At 60.5% G+C, this 16,720-nt stretch carries 17 protein-coding genes; 12 read left to right on the top strand and 5 right to left on the bottom strand.

Annotated features, from left to right (window positions below; all coding sequences use genetic code 11):
• Positions 1-11 precede the first annotated feature (11 nt).
• Entirely contained in the window at positions 12-581 is a 570-nt protein-coding gene (locus AC1DYQ_RS19285; protein WP_477688143.1) for a DUF1439 domain-containing protein, read from the bottom strand.
• A 154-nt stretch (positions 582-735) separates the two neighbouring features.
• On the opposite strand from AC1DYQ_RS19285, the gene AC1DYQ_RS19280 reads away from it, so the two are divergent.
• Positions 736-1,149, top strand: a complete 414-nt coding sequence (locus AC1DYQ_RS19280) for a hypothetical protein (RefSeq protein ID WP_477688142.1) — start codon at positions 736-738, stop codon at positions 1,147-1,149.
• Between the two features lie 21 nt (positions 1,150-1,170).
• Here the strand turns inward: AC1DYQ_RS19280 and AC1DYQ_RS19275 are convergent, their stop codons facing one another.
• Positions 1,171-1,422 carry a hypothetical protein gene (locus AC1DYQ_RS19275; RefSeq protein ID WP_431099316.1) on the bottom strand — a complete coding sequence of 84 codons (252 nt, stop codon included), beginning with the start codon at positions 1,420-1,422 and terminating at the stop codon, positions 1,171-1,173.
• A 154-nt stretch (positions 1,423-1,576) separates the two neighbouring features.
• Here AC1DYQ_RS19275 and AC1DYQ_RS19270 point away from each other — a divergent pair, with 154 nt between their 5' ends.
• The 5 genes from AC1DYQ_RS19270 (at position 1,577) to AC1DYQ_RS19250 (ending at position 7,382) form a co-directional block, all read left to right on the top strand.
• Positions 1,577-2,014 carry a universal stress protein gene (locus tag AC1DYQ_RS19270; protein WP_477688141.1) on the top strand — a complete coding sequence of 146 codons (438 nt, stop codon included), beginning with the start codon at positions 1,577-1,579 and terminating at the stop codon, positions 2,012-2,014.
• 99 nt (positions 2,015-2,113) lie between these two features.
• Positions 2,114-2,512 (top strand): MerR family transcriptional regulator, encoded by a 399-nt coding sequence (locus AC1DYQ_RS19265; RefSeq protein WP_477688140.1) that lies wholly within the window; start codon positions 2,114-2,116, stop codon positions 2,510-2,512.
• A gap of 46 nt (positions 2,513-2,558) precedes the next feature.
• Entirely contained in the window at positions 2,559-3,557 is a 999-nt protein-coding gene (locus AC1DYQ_RS19260; RefSeq protein ID WP_477688139.1) for an aldo/keto reductase, read from the top strand.
• A 262-nt stretch (positions 3,558-3,819) separates the two neighbouring features.
• Positions 3,820-5,418 carry an ABC transporter substrate-binding protein gene (locus tag AC1DYQ_RS19255; RefSeq protein WP_477688138.1) on the top strand — a complete coding sequence of 533 codons (1,599 nt, stop codon included), beginning with the start codon at positions 3,820-3,822 and terminating at the stop codon, positions 5,416-5,418.
• 92 nt (positions 5,419-5,510) lie between these two features.
• Entirely contained in the window at positions 5,511-7,382 is a 1,872-nt protein-coding gene (locus AC1DYQ_RS19250; protein ID WP_477688137.1) for a CocE/NonD family hydrolase, read from the top strand.
• Positions 7,383-7,415: 33 nt separating this feature from the next.
• Here the strand turns inward: AC1DYQ_RS19250 and AC1DYQ_RS19245 are convergent, their stop codons facing one another.
• The 3 genes from AC1DYQ_RS19245 to AC1DYQ_RS19235 form a co-directional block, all read right to left on the bottom strand.
• Positions 7,416-8,189, bottom strand: a complete 774-nt coding sequence (locus AC1DYQ_RS19245) for an IclR family transcriptional regulator (protein ID WP_477688136.1) — start codon at positions 8,187-8,189, stop codon at positions 7,416-7,418.
• Between the two features lie 41 nt (positions 8,190-8,230).
• Positions 8,231-9,391, bottom strand: coding sequence for an ABC transporter substrate-binding protein (locus AC1DYQ_RS19240; RefSeq protein ID WP_477688135.1), 1,161 nt, complete (start codon positions 9,389-9,391; stop codon positions 8,231-8,233).
• An 82-nt stretch (positions 9,392-9,473) separates the two neighbouring features.
• Positions 9,474-10,517: a porin gene (locus AC1DYQ_RS19235; protein ID WP_477688134.1), complete on the bottom strand. Its 1,044-nt coding sequence runs from the start codon at positions 10,515-10,517 to the stop codon at positions 9,474-9,476.
• A 464-nt stretch (positions 10,518-10,981) separates the two neighbouring features.
• On the opposite strand from AC1DYQ_RS19235, the gene AC1DYQ_RS19230 reads away from it, so the two are divergent.
• From AC1DYQ_RS19230 to AC1DYQ_RS19205, 6 genes are all read left to right on the top strand, one after another.
• Complete coding sequence (locus AC1DYQ_RS19230) at positions 10,982-11,953, top strand: ABC transporter permease (RefSeq protein WP_477688133.1); 972 nt, start codon at positions 10,982-10,984, stop codon at positions 11,951-11,953.
• 15 nt (positions 11,954-11,968) lie between these two features.
• Complete coding sequence (locus tag AC1DYQ_RS19225) at positions 11,969-12,910, top strand: ABC transporter permease (protein WP_477688132.1); 942 nt, start codon at positions 11,969-11,971, stop codon at positions 12,908-12,910.
• Positions 12,907-13,881: an ABC transporter ATP-binding protein gene (locus AC1DYQ_RS19220; protein WP_477688131.1), complete on the top strand. Its 975-nt coding sequence runs from the start codon at positions 12,907-12,909 to the stop codon at positions 13,879-13,881. The genes AC1DYQ_RS19225 and AC1DYQ_RS19220 overlap by 4 nt, the downstream gene beginning before the upstream one ends.
• Entirely contained in the window at positions 13,878-14,882 is a 1,005-nt protein-coding gene (locus AC1DYQ_RS19215; protein WP_477688130.1) for an ABC transporter ATP-binding protein, read from the top strand. The genes AC1DYQ_RS19220 and AC1DYQ_RS19215 overlap by 4 nt, the downstream gene beginning before the upstream one ends.
• A gap of 70 nt (positions 14,883-14,952) precedes the next feature.
• On the top strand, positions 14,953-15,840 hold the full coding sequence (locus AC1DYQ_RS19210) for an AraC family ligand binding domain-containing protein (protein WP_477688129.1): 888 nt from the start codon (positions 14,953-14,955) through the stop codon (positions 15,838-15,840).
• Between the two features lie 72 nt (positions 15,841-15,912).
• The gene (locus AC1DYQ_RS19205; RefSeq protein WP_477688128.1) at positions 15,913-16,620 is read left to right on the top strand and encodes a B3/B4 domain-containing protein; all 708 of its coding nucleotides are present in this window, start codon (positions 15,913-15,915) and stop codon (positions 16,618-16,620) included.
• The last annotated feature ends 100 nt before the right edge of the window (positions 16,621-16,720 follow it).

The following is a 16,720-nucleotide window of genomic DNA, read 5'->3' as shown; positions in this document are numbered from 1 at the left end:
GGCCGGTGGGCTCAGCTCAGCGGTTTGCTCACAAACTCAATCACCAGCCCTCGCGCCGTCACGGTGATGCGGTCGGGCTGCACGCCCATGCTGTTGGGCAATGCCAGGTCCTGCGGGTTGAGTGAATGCAGCACGGCGCCCTGCAGTGCCTGTTCCGCCAGTTGCGGGCCGTAGCCTGACACCAGCATCGATGCCTGCGGGGGCAGGCCCTCAAACTGCAAGGTGTTCACGCGCAGCTGGTGCGCGCGTATCGTCATGTCGCTGGCTTCGTAGCGCAGTGCAAAGTCCAGGTCAAAGGTGCCGGGGTAGGCGCGCTGCAGCGCAGGGCCGGCGGCTTCCACCGCCATGGTGGCGCCCAGCCGGTTTTGTTCGGTCAGCAGGCGCAGCTGCGGTGCCTGCACGGTCATGTCCAGCAGGCCGTTGGCGCGTTTGCGTACCGGAAAGCGCTTGCCCACTGCGTCCTGCAGCTGGGCCATGCTGACGGTGTAGCTGGGCTGGGCCTGTGCGCCCGTCAGGGTGAAATACACAGCGCCACCCAGGCACAGCCGTGCGGTGGTGGCAAGAAGCAGTCTTCGTTTCATTCATTGTCCTTTCACCCAGGAATAATGCGCCTGGCATTCCGCTGCGCATGTCATTCAAAAGCCCGTGTCAGGGTCAGCGTTCAACCGACGGGGCTGAAGCTGCCGGCATTAGCGGGGCACGATCCCATATTCCTGTATGGTCGGCCTGATGCGAATGCTTTTGACTTTTCTGCTGTTTCCAGCCGCCACGCTGGCGACGGCGCAACCCACCAAGGGCGAGCAGGATGCGCTGGCCCTGGCGATCAGGTCGCAGCGTGTCCTCAATGAATACGCCATCGGGGCCATGGAGCCGGAGGCCATGAAATACGCCCAGCGGCTGCGCCTGACCCAGGCCGCGCTGGACGGGCAGCGCAAGCAGTGGCCTGCGGCCAAGGAAGGGCCTGATCCGTTTGATCAATTCCGGCCTTGCAAAAATGCGCTTGAAACAGCGTCTTACCTTGCTGGGCTTTCGGGCAAGAAGGCCGTCAGTGCGCTCGACGACAAGGTGTTTCATGCCGGGAAAGACAAGCTGCAGAAGCTTCGCGCCGAGTGCGATGCGCTCATCAAGCGCGCCAACGCAGAGCGGTAAGCCGCCTGTGGTTGAGTCGCCTTAGCGGCCCACCACCGACCAGCCGGCCTTCTGGTTGGTCTTGTCGTTCTCATACTCCCACGCCGTACCGCAGCGGTCGCACTTGTAGCGGGTGATGGTGATCAGCCCATGGCGACGGGTTTCATGGCGGGGGTCGCCCTGCACCAGTTCCGGGTGGCCCGGCGCCTTGCGCCAGTTGCGCTGTATGCCGGCGCAGGAGTCGCACAACTCCATTTTCTTGAGTTCACTGGCGCGGTTGGGGTCTTGGGTCATGGGCTGCTTTGGAATCGGTTGTTGACCCCGATTGTCGCCGGTGCGGGGCTGCGCAAAATGAGGCGACCCTGTTGGCGCTGGGGCGATCATTTGACCGGCTCAGACAGCAGGCCTATTCTTGAATTGCCCAGTCACTTCATTCGGGAGATACATCATGTACAAGCGAATTTTGCTGGCTTACGACGGCTCCCAATCGGGCCAAAAAGCGCTGCTGGACTGCCGCGAGATCGCGCAGTGGAGCGGGGCGGCATTGACGCTGATTGCCATCACCCCCCTGCAGCGGCAGGTGGTCGCCGCTGAAGGCGTGATCTATGAACAAAGCGTCGCCGACCAGGACAGGGAAAGGTACCAGGGCATCCTCAACGACGGCTTGCGCCAGTTGCTGGAGTCAGGCCATGAGGCTGGGGGCGAGGTGCTGTACGGCGAAACCGTCGATGAAATTGCGAGGTACGCCAAACAGATGGACGCCGACCTGATTGTGGTCGGTCACAAGCACCTCGAAGGCTGGGCCGCGCGCTGGTGGCGCGGCTCGGTATCCAAATCGCTGATCGCGCAGGCGCCCTGTAGTGTGCTGGTGGTGATTACCCGCTGAGGCAAGGCGCGGGTCCGGTCCACCCCAATCGGCCGGTCAACAAAAGGGTTTCCAAAGAGGGCTTGACTTAGAGCGCGCTCGAAGTTTTACAGTCCCCACATGACCACCGCACCCACCGTCTCTTTAAGCATCGCCGAAGCCGCGGAAGCCTCAGGCCTCAGCGCCTACACCCTGCGCTACTACGAGCAGATCGGCCTCATCGCCCCCATAGGCCGGCGCAGCGGCGCGCGGCGCTACAGCGACGCCGACATGCGCTGGCTGGAGTTCCTGGTGCGTCTGCGCGCGACCGGCATGTCGATGCGCGACATGCAGCGCTATGCCCAGCTGCTGCGCATAGGCAACTCCTCCGCCGCCAGCCTGGCCGAGCGTCAGGCCCTGCTGGAAGGCCATGCCGAGCGCCTGGAAGCCGAGATACGCGCCCAGCGCGAAACCCTGGCCTACATCCGCAAAAAAATCCGTCTCTATGAAGAGATGCGCGCCGAACCCAAGCGGGCCTGAACACCCACTCGCCATTTCACACACACCCTCCAAAGGAATAAACACCATGATCAAAACCCGCACCCTCGGCCGCAACGGCCCACAAGTCTCCGCCATCGGCCTCGGCTGCATGGGCATGAGCGACTTCTACAGCAACCGCGACGACGCCGAGTCCATCGCCACCCTTCACCACGCGCTCGACCATGGCCTGAATTTCCTCGACACCGCCGACATTTACGGCCCGCACACCAATGAGCTGTTGATCGGCAAGGCCATCGCCGGCCGCCGCAAAGACGTGTTCATCGCGACCAAGTTCGGCATCACGCGTGACCCGGCCAATGAAGCGGCGCGCGGCGTCAACGGCCGGCCCGACTATGTCAAGGCCAGCTGCGACGCCAGCCTGCAGCGCCTGGGCATCGACCAGATAGACCTCTACTACCAGCACCGCGTCGACAAGACCGTGCCCATCGAAGACACCGTGGGCGCCATGGCCGAACTGGTGAAAGCCGGCAAGGTGCGTTACCTCGGTTTGTCCGAAGCCTCGGCCGCCACGCTGGCGCGTGCCTGCAAGGTACATCCCATCGCCGCGCTGCAGAGTGAATATTCGCTGTGGACACGCGACCCCGAAGTCACCGGCGCCCTGGCCGCCTGCCGCGAGCACGGCGTGGCCCTTGTCCCCTATTCGCCGCTGGGCCGCGGTTTCCTGACCGGCGCCTTCAGCAAACCTGAAGACCTGCCCGCCGACGACTACCGCCGCAAGTTCTCGCCGCGTTTTGCCGAAGAGAATTTCCAGCGCAACCTGGCCCTGGTGGATGCCGTCAAGGACCTGGCCGCGGCAAAGGGCGTCACCGCGTCACAAGTGGCGCTGGCCTGGGTACTGGCGCAGGGCGACGACATCATTCCCATCCCCGGAACCAAGCGCCGCAGCTACCTCGACCAGAACATCGCCGCACTCGACGTCACGCTGAGCCCGGCCGAGCTGGTCCAGCTCGACAAGGCCTTTCCGCCCGACGCAGCCGCCGGATTGCGTTACCCCGCGTCGTTTCTGGGCACGGTCAATGCCTGACACAGGCTGACATCCTTACGGGGGGCACAAGCCAGCGGGCTCCGTCTGCGCTGAACTTGGGCCGTCGAGTTCTATTCCGTGAAGCGTCCCTGTTCTGTGTTCCCTCTGGTCAAAAGTCCCTCGCCGCCTGATGATTCTGTAAGGCCGGTGCAGCGAAAATTCCGGAGTTGTTGTATCGTACAACAATACAATGTATCATTCAACGATACATTTGTATTTTGCCTTGCTGTAAAGGCCTGGCCTAACTTCATGGAGCTTCAGAATGGGAATCGCACTAATTTGTCCCCGCCGGTTGCTGGCGGCTGCTGTGGCTGTGACGCTTTCGGGTATGACGTCAGCTGCCGATCTACGGATCGGGTTCAAGGCTGAAGTCACTTCTGCCGATCCCCATGTTCTGGGCGCCGCAAATCGTGGCGTCTGGATGAACGTCTACGACTCTTTGATTGGCCAGGATGAAAAGCTGCATCCCATTCCTCTGCTGGCCTTGTCCTGGAAGGCGATAGACGAAAAACAATGGGAATTCAAGTTGCGCCCCGGCGTCAAATTTCACAACGGCGAACCGATGACGGCCAACGACGTGAAGTTCTCGCTGGACAGGGCCAGGGCGCTGGCCGGCCCGCGAACATTCAAGACGTATTTGAGAGCGGTCGACAGCGTTCGGATCCAGGATCCGCTGACAGTCATCATCAAGACGAAGGAAGCCGCGCCCACTCTGCCTGAAAACGTAGGTCTCGTAGCCATTCTTTCGAAAGGAAGCGGGGCGGAGATCAAGGAGGAAGACTTCGAGAACGGCAAGGCGGCGGTGGGCACCGGTCCCTTCAAGTACGCAGGACTCATTCCAAGCCAGCAAGTGACCATGACACGCAATGACGCGTACTGGGGCTCAAAACCGGCCTGGTCAAAAGTGATTTACCAATTCATCCCGAAAGAACCGGCGAGAGCGGCGGCAATGTTGGGCGGAAGTGTCGATGTCATTGATGGCGCTGCCGGTAGCTTGAGCGAGACCTTGAAGAAAAGCGACAAGGTGTCGGTGGTCTCTACGACCTCCTATCTACTCAACTACCTGTCCATGGATCAATTTCGGACGGTTTCGCCTTATGTCACCAGTCATGACGGGAAACCGCTGGCCAAGAACCCGTTCCAGGACAAAAGAGTCCGCCAGGCCATCACAGTGGCCATTAACAGGGACGCCATTAACAAGTTCGTCATGAAAGGCGATGCGGAACCAGCGACGCAGATCGTTCCCGTCGGCTTTTTCGGGTACGAGCCCGCACTGAAGCTTCAGCCCGGGGACACGGCGCGGGCTAAAGCCTTGCTGACCGAGGCAGGCTACCCATCCGGATTCAAGGTGGTCCTGCACTGCACCAATGACCGGTACCTCAACGACGCACGGGTCTGCGAAGCAATTGCCCAGATGTTGACCCAGGCGGGGATAAAAACCGACGCTAGGACGCTCCCCTACGCGAACTTTGTTACCCGGGCGACAAGCGGCGGAGCTGGTGGCGAGCCTGAATTCAGCCTGGCCATGTTTGGCATTGGTGCGGTTCTCGGAGATTCGCTGGAGCCTTCCACCGCCGTTGTCCATACCTTTGACAAGGCCCTGGGGACCGGAGCCAACAACTATGGCCGGTACAGCAACAAGGAGTTTGACGCGGCGATCCGCTCTGCGTCAAAAACATTGAGTGAAAAGGAACGCGAAGAGTTGCTGCGAACGGCCGCAAGGGTTGCCGCGGAGGACGTTGCCATCGTGCCGGTGCATAACGCGAAGGTGGCGTGGGGGTTGCGCAAAGGCCTGAGCATGGTCCCGCGAAGTGACGGGTTCACGGTGGCGAGTGCCATCAAGGACGCAGCTTCGAAGTAAAACAGATCAACGAATAGGGGTGAGGTGAGGGGGTCACCGGTGCTGGTGTCAGCACCGGTGGCGCTCCAATCCGAGCCGAACCAGGGTAATCAATGAAAGACTCGACGTTCAGCAATCTTGCTGTGGTGATTGAACGCAATGTGATGGTGCCGATGAGGGACGGCGTGAGGCTCTCGACCGATATATATCGCCCGAGACAAGAGGCGGGAGAAGATCCGAAACCACTCCCGGTCATCATGGAACGCACTCCCTATGGGAAGCACCTTGAAAGCCGCACCGAACGCGAACCGGGGAGCACGCGCCCCATGTCGCGTGAAGAGGTGGCAACGTATTTTGTAGCCCAGGGCTATATCGTCGTGTACCAGGATTGCCGCGGCAGATATGGGTCCGAAGGCACATTCACGAAATACCTGAGCGAGGCCAACGACGGCCACGACACCTGTGATTGGCTTGTGCGCCAACCCTGGTCCGACGGCAGGATTGGAACCAAGGGCCTTTCCTATGCGGCACATACGCAAATGGCCCTGGCGTCTACCGGCGCACCTGGCCTGCTGGCCATGTATGTCGACTCCGGGGGGTTTTYAAATGGCTATCAAAGCGGCATCCGGCAGGGGGGGGCATATGAGTTGAAGCAGGCCGCGTGGGCCGTTCTCTTCGCATCGAGCATTGCCCAGCGATCGGAAAATACGGCCGTCGCCAGCACCTTGAAGAATATCGACGTCGACGACTGGTTCAGAAGAATGCCATGGCGCCGTGGAAACTCACCGCTTTCGGATGCACCGGAATATGAAGAGTTTCTCTTCGATCAATGGGAGCGTGGTACGTTCGATGCGTACTGGAAGCAGCCCGGAATTTATGCGGAGGGGTTCTACCATCACCTCAAGAATGTGGCGACAGTCCATATGTCTTCCTGGTATGACGTCTATACGCGCACCGCAGCCGAAAATTACGGCAGCCTCAAGAAAATCGGCGCTCCGGTAAAGCTCGTCTTTGGTCCGTGGGTGCACGGAAACCGGTGGTTGACCTATTCGGGCGATGTGGATTTCGGCGAGAAATCCACTTTTGGCCATCACGTTGCCACAAGCTTTCTTGAGGCAAGGCTCAAATGGTTTGACCACTGGCTGAAAGGCCTTCCGGCCGCTGAAGACAACGCCAACGTGAGGCTGTTCGTGATGGGCGGCGGCTCCGGCAGAAAAAACAGCGAGGGGCGTCTTGACCACGGCGGAACCTGGCGCTCCGAGCAGGACTGGCCGATTCCGGATACGCAGTGGAAGCCCTACCATCTTCACGTTGATCGTTCGCTGTCCCCCTCTCTTCCCGAGAGGCATCACGGTGCGCTGGCGTATCGGTTCGACCCCAAAAATCCGGTTCCTACCTTGGGCGGCAGCGTGGTTTCACGCCCGCCCGGCATACTGGCCGGGGCATTTGACCAGACGACCGATGAGCGCTTCTTTGGTTGCGCAGAACCGTTTTACCCGCTGACCGACCGTGAAGATGTGCTTGCCTTTTCGACCGAACCGCTGGTGGAGGATGTCGAGATTACCGGGCCGGTGGTGGCGAATTTGTGGATATCTTCTGACTGCCCGGACACGGACTTCACCGTCAAGCTGATCGATGTGTATCCGCAAAGCGAAGACTACCCAAAGGGTTTCGCCATGAACCTCACTGACGGGATTCTGCGCGTGAGGTACAGGGACTCATGGGAGCACCCGGAGCTGATGACGCCGGGAACGGTGTACCCCATCCGCATTGAGGCGTTTCCGACAAGCAACCTGTTCAAGGCGGGGCATCGCATCCGGGTGGACATTTCGAGCAGCAACTTCCCGCACTTTGACGTCAACCCGAATACTGGAGACCCCGAGGCGCAGGCAACGACGAGCAGGACGGCGCTCAACAAGGTGTACATGAGCAGCCAGCATCCATCGCATGTGGTGCTCCCTGTGATCCCGAAGCGTTCTCAGTAGTGGCTGCAGCGCACCCCACCAGGTGCGCTGCCGCTAATCGGCAGAGGCGTCGGAGCGACGGTATCCGAGCTCAACCGAAAGGTCGTAGGCAGCCGCGCACAGCGGCTTGGCCAGCTTCTCCAGCCCTTTGGCCGTGATGCGGCTTGAAGGAATGGAGATGGCCATTGCGGCGATGACTTTTGAGGTGCCGTCGCGCACCGGTGCCGCCACGGAAAGCACCTCATTCGTGATTTCGCCCAAGGAAGTGGCGTAACCCTGCTTGCGGATCTTGATCAGCTCCTCGTTCCATTTGGCGCGTTGAACGATGGTGTTGGGCGTGAACTTCTGAAAGTCCTGCGCGAAAAATTCGCTCAGAAACTCTGCGGGGGCATAGGCCAGCAGGACTTTGCCCGAAGCACCGCCATGAAGAGGCCGCCTCATGCCGACGGACCCATGGATACGCACATCATGGGTGGAGTCCCATCGGGCCACAGAGACGGATTCAAAGCCGTCACGGACACGGATCTGGACAATCTCGTTGAATTTGCTGGCCAGCTGCTGAAGATACTTGCTGGCCTGCCTGACCAGGCTGACCTGCTCGTCGGCAGCCAACCCCACAAGCAACGCGTTGTAGCCGAGATGGTAGGTCGCAGCATCACCCGATCGCTGCACAAAACCGCGCCGCTCCAGCGTGCTCAAAAGGCGGAACGCCCTGGCTTTGGTAATTTCAGATCTTTTGGAAAGCTCGGTCACACCCAGGCCGGGGTTCTGGGCTACAAGCATCAATAAGCCGAGTGCTTCATCTACCGACGCTACGTTATAGTCCATTGCCTTCTTGCCGCTGGCTTGCTTCAACGGGTATGTTTGAGTTAGCGAAGCATTCTACCGTCAGGGCCTAGTACGACGACGTCGACATAAGTCGAGCCCGAGTGATTTGTCGGGGAAAAGTTGACGGAGAATCCGCCGAGATTTAGATCCCTCAATGACTCCAGGGCTCGTTTCAGCTTTGCGGAAGTGGGATTCGGTCCGGCGCGTTTCAGGCCTTCGGCCAGTACCCTGGCCGCAATGTAGCCTTCGGTCACCGCCAGATTTAAATCAGATCCTGGTGCGCCAAATTTCTTGTGGTCCTCCTGCATTTCCCTGATGAGCGTGGAGGTCTTGCTGGACGGATCGGGCACCACCAGCGCTATCCCCAGGCCGTATGCGGCCTGCTTGCCGATTCTTTTCACAACGGCGGCACCGTCGGTGACCGAAAGCGCGACGACAAACGCCGAACTTCCACCTTGACGAAAATTCCTGTAGAACTCGGCGGTCGCAGCACTCGTCGCCACTGAAATAACCGCGTCGGGTTTGGCCTTGAGAATCGTTTCGACCGCTTCGCTGACATTGGTCGTGCCGTATTCGTAGCTCGCACTACCGGAGAGTTGAAGGTTCTTCCCCTTGATCGCGCGCTGCGCCCGGTCGTAACCTTCAACGCCAAACGGGCTCTTCTCGTAGAGAATCGCGATGCGCTTGTGCCCGATGATGCTCATGTGGGACACAATCTTTTGCACCTCCTGGGCATAGTTGGCGCGTGTGTGAAAAATCCAGGGGTTCACCGGTTGATGAAGCGAGACAGCGCCCGTTCGTGGCCCGACCAAAGGGATGCCGGCCGCAGCCAGCACCTTTTCCTGAACCAGCGCTTCAACAGGCGCAGTTCCGGAAAATCCGATCAATGCAACAGGCTTTTCTTCCTGGATGATTTCCCGTGTTTTTTCCACTGAGTCCGGCCCGTCCGGTCCCCGGTCTCTGGTGACAAGTTTCAGCTTCGCCCCGTTAACACCACCCCGGTCGTTGACGACATCAAAATACAGTTGCACGCCCACCTTCACCTGGCTTGCCGCGGAATTCGGATCCTTAAGCTGGCCGATCTGGCCTATCACGATGTCTTGCGGAGCGGATGAGGCAACGACACAAACTGTTCCCAGAATGACTGTACTGATCCAATGTTTAAGTGACATACCCATGCTTTCCAAAATGATGGCGCCCATCCAGGGCGTTCCTGCTATCCATGACAAAAGCCCGCCGGAGGCGGGCTTTGTGTACCAGCTATTTAGGCCAACGCCTGGGCGCTCAGAAGTTGTGCTGAATGCCAACCCCGTAAACGCGGATCACGTCATTGGCGACGCGGTTGTTGGGATCGTTTCGGTCGTAGAAGGCGTATAGCGAAGTGCGATTGCTCATCTTGTAGGAGTAGCCCGCCTGGAAGCGCTTGAGCTTGGCCGCAGGATCGCTTTGCACATCCTTGCGGATGTAGTTGGCCATGACCTTGCTGCTGGGCGTGATGTCCCACGAGGCGCCGACCATCTGCGCCGCCACCTTGCTGCGCGACAGCGCATTGCCCTCAAAGTTGTCACGGTTGTAAACCGCCCAGGCCCGGATATCACCGAAGTCGTAGGAGCCCACCAGCATCCACTTGTTCTTGAAATCATTGAGCAAGGCGCCGCCGCGTTTGCTGTCCCTTCCGTAGCCGACGCCCAGCCCAAGCGGGCCAGCACCCTCACCGTAGCTCAGCGAGACATCGGTCTGCTTGTAGTCGCTCTCGAAGCGGATCGGGCCGGCCGCCGCTTCCGCCAGGCCTTCACCATTGAAGTAATGGCCGGCGCGGAAGACGAAGTTGCTGATCACCGGGCTGGCGTAGCCGATGGCATTGGACACCCGGGTGCGTGCATTGAAGATGGAGGAGCCAATCGCGGTGGCGCCGGCGTCGTGGATGACGTACTCCACGTTGCGGCCCAGGATCGCATAGATGGGCGTGCGGCTGGGCGCGGCTGAGTCGATTCGGCCGATGTTGACCACCCCGAAGTCACCGCCTATCCCCACGAAAGAGTTGCGGTACATCGGCGAGGTCGTCGCCCCGGTGTCGGAAGAGATCGCAGCCTCGATCCCGAAGAAGGCCTTGAGCCCTCCGCCCAGGTCCTCGGTTCCTTTGAAGCCGAACCGGGACGCGTTGCCCGTGATGAGCGTCTGCGAGACCGAGCCGGTCTTTGAGTTCTCGAAGCTCGTATCGACCCTTCCGTATAGGGTTACTGTGCTTTGCGCCAGCGCGGCAACAGGGGCTATTGCGGTTATTGCGCCGGCGCCAATCGCAGCCAGGCAGGCTATCTTCAATTTCATTTCTCACTCCTGAAAAGTTTTGTAAATGGCGGCGAATCATTCGCCGCCGCATGGGTGTTTACGGGCGAAGTTCGCCCAGGTCTTTCCTGCTTCCCTCCTCGCCGACCGCCATAAATCCTGAAAACTCGCTTGCTTTTTTGTATTGACTAGCGATACACTGTATCAAACAGCGTTACAACTAGATCATGAAGCGGTGATGGCTGTCAAGAAATTTCGCGGCGCTGTTGCCGCGAATGCACAAGGTGAAAGCTGGCAAGGGCGTTGGTTGGCCCCTAAATTGCGAGCGGTTGTGCGAACGTGACGTATCTGCGGGAGGCCTCCCGCTGACTGGAGTTTTTGATGAAAGTGACGTGCAATAGGGGACCTGTTGTGGCCTCCCCGGGTGGAGGCCGCGGGCTCGAGCGAAGCGGTGTGCGATATGAAGGGTTGGCCCTTGTCGCGGTCAGTGATAAGGACGCAATCTGATGTTTGGCCCCATATTCCAGCGAATGCGCGACAGCCTCGTCGTCGTTGCGCTGATGTCTGCCATCGCGTTTACGGGCATTCACCTCATTGGTGACCCCATACACCTGCTTGTCAGCCCGAATGCCTCCACCGAAGAGGTGGAGGTCGCGGCGCGCAGCCTGGGGCTGGACCGGCCGATCTACGAGCAATACGCACTGTTTGTGAAGCATGCGGTCGAGGGAGACCTTGGCAAATCGTTTGTCTTCAACCGGCCGGCGCTGGGAATTGTTCTGGAGCGCATGCCCGCAACCCTGGAGATGGCGTTTGTCGCGCTGATACTGGCACTGGCCATCGGCATTCCTCTCGGGCTCGTCGCGGGCTTGATGCCGGACTCCTGGGTTCACAAGCTCATTGCGGGATTTTCAATCGCGGGGGTCACCATTCCCACGTTCTGGAAGGGGCTCATCCTCATCCTCATCTTTTCCGTGAACCTCGGATGGCTTCCGTCAGGCGGGCGAGGCGATACGGAACAGCTCTTCGGCATCGCCTTCAGCTTCCTGACATGGGACGGCCTCAAGCACATGATCCTTCCGGCAACGACGCTTGCCATATTCCAGATCGCCATGGTGATCCGCCTGACGGAGACCGGCACCCGCGATGTGGTGCAACAGGAATACGTGCGGTTTGCGCGTGCCAAAGGCGTGTCCGGCTTAAGGCTCCTGGCGAGACACATTGCCCCGAACGTAATGATCCCCGTGGCCACCGCCGTCGGGCTCGAGTTCGGTCACCTCATTGCTTTTTCCGTGGTGACCGAGTCGGTCTTTGCATGGCCGGGCATGGGAAAACTCATCATTGACTCGATCCTCCATCTCGACAGGCCGGTTGTCGTGGCCTACCTGATGGTCACCGTTCTTCTGGTGGTCTCCATCAACCTTCTGGTCGATCTCCTGTATGTGATTCTTGATCCCCGGCTCAGAGCCCGCAGCAAATAAAAACGAGGTGACCCCATGATCCAGACCGAATCGTTGAATCCGGAAGAAAAGCTGGCGGACCCGCCGGCGGCGCAGCCGGCAAAAACCCCGTGGAGCCGGATCCGGCGGCAATTCCTGCTCAGCAAAATTGCATTGGTGGCGCTTGTCGTCTTTGGGCTGCTGCTCATCGTGGCACTGGGCGCACCGCTTTTCTCACCGCAGAACCCGTATGACCTCGCCGCCGTATCGATCGTGGACGCGGAACTCATTCCAGGTGCGCGCAGCGAAGCGAGCGGGATGCTGCATGTCCTCGGCACCGATGGCGCCGGACGGGACCTGATCAGCGCAATCTTCTACGGGCTTCGCATCAGCATGGCGGTCGGCCTTCTGAGTGCATTGGCCGCGCTTTGCATCGGAACAACAGTGGGCCTGACGGCCGCCTACTTTGGCGGGCGTGTTGATTCGTTCTTCATGCGAATCGTTGACTTGCAACTGAGCTTGCCGGCCATCTTGATCGCCTTGGTACTTTTGGCATCGCTGGGCCAGGGCGTCGACAAGACCCTGCTGGCCCTGATCATTGTTCAATGGGCTTACTACGCCCGCAACGTGCGCGGGGCCGCGCTGGTGGAGCAACAAAAAGAGTATGTGGAGGCGGCGATGGGGCAAGGCTTGCCCCCCAGGCGGATCATGTTCAGGCACGTGCTGCCGAACTGCATGGGAACGCTGATCGTCACCGGCACCCTCCAGACGGCGCACGCCATCAGCCTGGAGGCAACGATGAGTTTCCTGGGCATAGGGCTCCCTCAGACAGAACCTTCGCTGGGGTTGCTGATTGCCAATGGCTTCGAGTACATGCTCACGAACAAATACTGGATCTCGGTCTACCCGGGTTTGGCATTGGTGCTCCTGGTGGGGTCGATCAACCTGATCGGTGATCGTCTGCGTGTTGTTTTCAACCCCAAGCTGGATCAGGTATGAGCACAAGCGCGTTAAAGGTCAGTGGGCTCACGACCCATTTCGAGACCAAGGCCGGCGTCGCCAGGGCGGTGAACGACGTTTCCTTCTCGGTCGAACAAGGGCAAATAGTTGCCCTGGTGGGCGAATCGGGATCGGGGAAGTCCGTGACGGCAATGTCCCTGATGAATCTGGTGGACCCTCCCGGCCGGATCGTTGCCGGTGAAATTCTCCTTCGGGGAAATAACCTGCGTTCCGTCTCCGCCCGCGAATGGAACAGGATTCGGGGTAAAGAGATGGCGATGGTTTTCCAGGATCCCATGATGTCGCTCAACCCTGTCATTCGGGTGGGAGACCAGTTGACGGAAACCATCCGGATTCACGCCAAAGTATCACGGTCAGATGCCACGGAGCGGGCATGCGCCGCGTTGGCCGCGGTGGGAATACCGGCGCCGGCAGAGAGGATGCGGGCGTATCCGCATGAACTGTCGGGTGGCATGCGCCAGCGAATCGCCATCGCGAACGCCATCGTCAATGAGCCGGCGGTGATCATCGCCGACGAGCCGACGACCGCCCTCGACGTCACGATCCAGGCGCAAATCCTCTACCAGATCCGCAAGCTGACAAAAGAGCGCGGAACGGGACTGGTGTGGATAACGCACGATCTGAGTGTGGTGAAAGACCTCGCCGACTACGTGTGTGTGATGTATGCCGGCCGCATTGTTGAGAAAGGCGCGGTCGCTGATGTGATCAGGTCGCCGAGACATCCTTATACGCGCGGCTTGATCGACTCATTGCCCAAGTCACAGGATCGCGGCTCCCTGCTCAAGCCCATCCCCGGAAGTACGCCGCCATTGCTCAACCTGCCGTCCGGTTGCGCGTTCGCACCCCGCTGCAGCCGGGCAACGCAAGCGTGCACAAAGATGCCCGGCCTGACCCGGACAGATGACCGGGAGTTTCTTTGCTTTCATCCCTATACCACCCACAACTCATGACCACGATACTTGAAGCGGCCAATGTCTCGAAACGGTTTGGTGCCGCGCAAACCTGGAGCGGGCAACTGGCGCACAAATTGAAGCTGGCCCGCAAGACACCCAAACAGGTGTCCGCGGTGAGTGACGTCAGCCTGCAGATCGAGGCAGGGGAGGTGGTCGGCCTGGTGGGTGAGTCGGGCTGCGGAAAATCAACCTTCGGACGAATCGTCGCGGGCATTCTGGAACCGTCCAGCGGTGACGTTGTGGTTCATCAGGTGCCGGGCAAGCCCTATCTTTCGGATGTCCATCGAAACGTCCAGATGGTCTTTCAAAACCCCTATGGCTCGCTCAATCCGCGGCTGCGTGTTGACCAACTCCTCAGTGAGGCGGCGATCTATCACGGGCTGATTTCCGCAAAGGACAAGGCCCCGTTCGTGAGAGGCCTCCTGGGACAGGTGGGTCTTGACGCCAGTTACGGCGAACGCTATCCGCACCAGTTCTCGGGTGGGCAGCGGCAGCGAATCGCCATCGCAAGGGCGCTGGCACTGAAGCCGTCGCTTGTCGTCTGCGATGAGGCCGTTTCCGCGCTTGATGTGTCCATCCAGGCGCAGGTTCTCAATCTTTTCCAGAAGCTCAGGCGGGAGCAGAACCTTGCCTACCTGTTCATCAGCCACAACCTGGCCGTGGTGGAATATCTTGCCGACCGGGTCGCGATCATGTACCTTGGCCGCATTGTGGAGCTGGCCAAAACAGAGACGCTCTTCAGTCAACCCAACCATCCCTACACGAAGGCACTCATTGCCGACGCACCGCGCATGGACGCGAAACCGCTCACGTACCGGCCGATCGCGGGCGAGATGCCGAGCCCGATGAACGTGCCCAGTGGCTGCGCGTTTCACCCCCGGTGCCCGCATGTCATGCCCATTTGCCGGGAAGTCCGGCCGGCCCTGATCGAGGTCGGGGCATCGCAGATATCGGCCTGTCATCTGAATACTGCCACTTCAAAAGCCGCAGAGCCCTGACGCCGGTGCTGTCTTGAAGGGGCTCCAGGAGGGCTGGCCCGCCGCGCATTCCCGAGGCATCATGACGCCCATGCCCTCCACATCTGCATCACCCGCCCACCAGGGCCGCGTTTTCGGCTCGCCGTGGGCAGGCATTTACACAACAGAGATGCAAAGCGCGCGCCACTTCGGTCGCCACTGGCACTCCGTCTATGGCGTAGGGTTGATGGAGCATGGTGCGCAAAGCTCGGCCAGCGGGCGCGGCCCGGTCGATGCCTATGCCGGTGACGTCATCATGTGCAACCCCGGTGAGGTGCATGACGGCCGGCCGCTGGGCGGCACTTCGCGTCGCTGGCGCATGCTGTACTTTGAGCCGGCGGTCATCGCGTCCCTGGTGGCCGATGCGCCAGATGCCTCGCCGGCCACTGAGATCGAACTCACGCGCCCCGTCGCGCAGGACGCGCGCCTGCGCACAGCGTTGCAACACCTGCTCGGCCGCCTGCAGCAGTGGGACGCTGGTGTGGAGCGCAGCGGCGCAGATGCCCTCGCGTGTGAGGAGTCGCTGGTTCGCGCCTGTGCCCTTCTGCTGCACCGCCATGTTGTTTCACCTGTCACGCACTCGCAAGTCTCATTGTCCACTTCACCCTCTTCACCTGAGCTGCACCGCGCCCGCGACCACCTGGCCGCTGACTTGCTGGCCCCGCCTACCTTGACGGAGCTGGCGCGCACCGCAGGCCTCAGCAAGTTTCAGCTGCTGCGCCGTTTTGAAAAGGCTTTTGGCCTTACGCCCCACGCCTGGTTGCTGCAGCAGCGTGCCGAGCGTGCGCGCGGCCTGATCCGCGGCGGCGCCGGGCTGGCGCAAGCGGCTGCGGCCTGCGGCTTTGCCGACCAGAGCCACATGACGCGATTGTTTGCGCGCCAGTTCGGCTTCACGCCCGGCGCCTGGCAGCAGGCCATGAATAAAACCCCGCTGCAATAACGTTCAAGACGGCGTGCGCGCGCAGTGGCATGCTGGCCGCTGTTTTCACCCATCTAAAGAAGGCAGCCGCGCATGTTCTTTCGCCATTCCCCGGCCATCTGGGCCGATTACCCCGAGCTGGTGCCTGGTGTGCTGGCCGCCAGCGGCATCACAGCCGATGCAGACGTCTCCGCCCAAGTCGCCCGCTTCAATGCCATCGCTGCCGCCCGCCTTGCCAACTGCGCCGAAGGCGAACTGCCCGAAGTGCAGGCCTGGCGCCGTACCTTTTCAAAAATGGGCTTCAAGCCCACGCAGTACCGCTGCGCGTCTGAATCACTGTTGCGCCGCTTTCGCAAGGAGGGCGCACTGCCGCAGCTGCACCCGCTGGTTGACCTGTGCAACGCCGTGTCAATCGCGTTCGCCATTCCCATCGCCGTGTTTGATGTAGCGCCGGTGGTGCAGCAGCTGGAGGTGCGCTACGCCACCGGCACCGAAAGCTACCAGGCCTTCAGCGGCGAAACAGAAATTCCCGAGCCGCATGAAGTCATCTTTGCCGACGCAGCACAGCCGCCCGCAGCTCACGCCCGCCGCTGGACGCACCGGCAAAGCGGCCTCTCGGCCGTCAGTGCCGGAACGCGCAGCGTGCTCATCGTGGCCGAGGCCTTGCACGCCACGGCGGCAGACGACGTGCGCCGCCTCATCAGCACACTCGCCGCTGAGCTGGCCGCCGTCTGGCCGGCGGCGCCCGTCACCGCGGTGCTCAGCAGCACCGCGCCGCAGTTTGATTTTCCGGGTGAGTAAGGGTCGCGTGGCCTGATGGAAGTCTTTTCAGGTCATTTTGTGGCATCAAAAATGGCTGCAACCCAATAAGAACGTGCGCAAGCAGCTATTAATTCAGTAG

It is taken from the genome of Polaromonas sp. P1_F4, from assembly GCF_056405675.1.
This window is presented reverse-complemented; position numbering and strand designations above follow the sequence as displayed.

Bases quoted from the DNA above. Each gene is read 5' to 3' on its own strand.
- AC1DYQ_RS19285 (WP_477688143.1), bottom strand. From the start codon at position 581: ATGAAACGAAGACTGCTTCTTGCCACCACCGCACGGCTGTGCCTGGGT.
- AC1DYQ_RS19280 (WP_477688142.1), top strand. From the start codon at position 736: ATGCTTTTGACTTTTCTGCTGTTTCCAGCCGCCACGCTGGCGACGGCG.
- AC1DYQ_RS19275 (WP_431099316.1), bottom strand. From the start codon at position 1,422: ATGACCCAAGACCCCAACCGCGCCAGTGAACTCAAGAAAATGGAGTTG.
- AC1DYQ_RS19270 (WP_477688141.1), top strand. From the start codon at position 1,577: ATGTACAAGCGAATTTTGCTGGCTTACGACGGCTCCCAATCGGGCCAA.
- AC1DYQ_RS19265 (WP_477688140.1), top strand. From the start codon at position 2,114: ATGACCACCGCACCCACCGTCTCTTTAAGCATCGCCGAAGCCGCGGAA.
- AC1DYQ_RS19260 (WP_477688139.1), top strand. From the start codon at position 2,559: ATGATCAAAACCCGCACCCTCGGCCGCAACGGCCCACAAGTCTCCGCC.
- AC1DYQ_RS19255 (WP_477688138.1), top strand. From the start codon at position 3,820: ATGGGAATCGCACTAATTTGTCCCCGCCGGTTGCTGGCGGCTGCTGTG.
- AC1DYQ_RS19245 (WP_477688136.1), bottom strand. From the start codon at position 8,189: ATGGACTATAACGTAGCGTCGGTAGATGAAGCACTCGGCTTATTGATG.
- AC1DYQ_RS19240 (WP_477688135.1), bottom strand. From the start codon at position 9,391: ATGGGCGCCATCATTTTGGAAAGCATGGGTATGTCACTTAAACATTGG.
- AC1DYQ_RS19235 (WP_477688134.1), bottom strand. From the start codon at position 10,517: ATGAAATTGAAGATAGCCTGCCTGGCTGCGATTGGCGCCGGCGCAATA.
- AC1DYQ_RS19230 (WP_477688133.1), top strand. From the start codon at position 10,982: ATGTTTGGCCCCATATTCCAGCGAATGCGCGACAGCCTCGTCGTCGTT.
- AC1DYQ_RS19225 (WP_477688132.1), top strand. From the start codon at position 11,969: ATGATCCAGACCGAATCGTTGAATCCGGAAGAAAAGCTGGCGGACCCG.
- AC1DYQ_RS19220 (WP_477688131.1), top strand. From the start codon at position 12,907: ATGAGCACAAGCGCGTTAAAGGTCAGTGGGCTCACGACCCATTTCGAG.
- AC1DYQ_RS19215 (WP_477688130.1), top strand. From the start codon at position 13,878: ATGACCACGATACTTGAAGCGGCCAATGTCTCGAAACGGTTTGGTGCC.
- AC1DYQ_RS19210 (WP_477688129.1), top strand. From the start codon at position 14,953: ATGCCCTCCACATCTGCATCACCCGCCCACCAGGGCCGCGTTTTCGGC.
- AC1DYQ_RS19205 (WP_477688128.1), top strand. From the start codon at position 15,913: ATGTTCTTTCGCCATTCCCCGGCCATCTGGGCCGATTACCCCGAGCTG.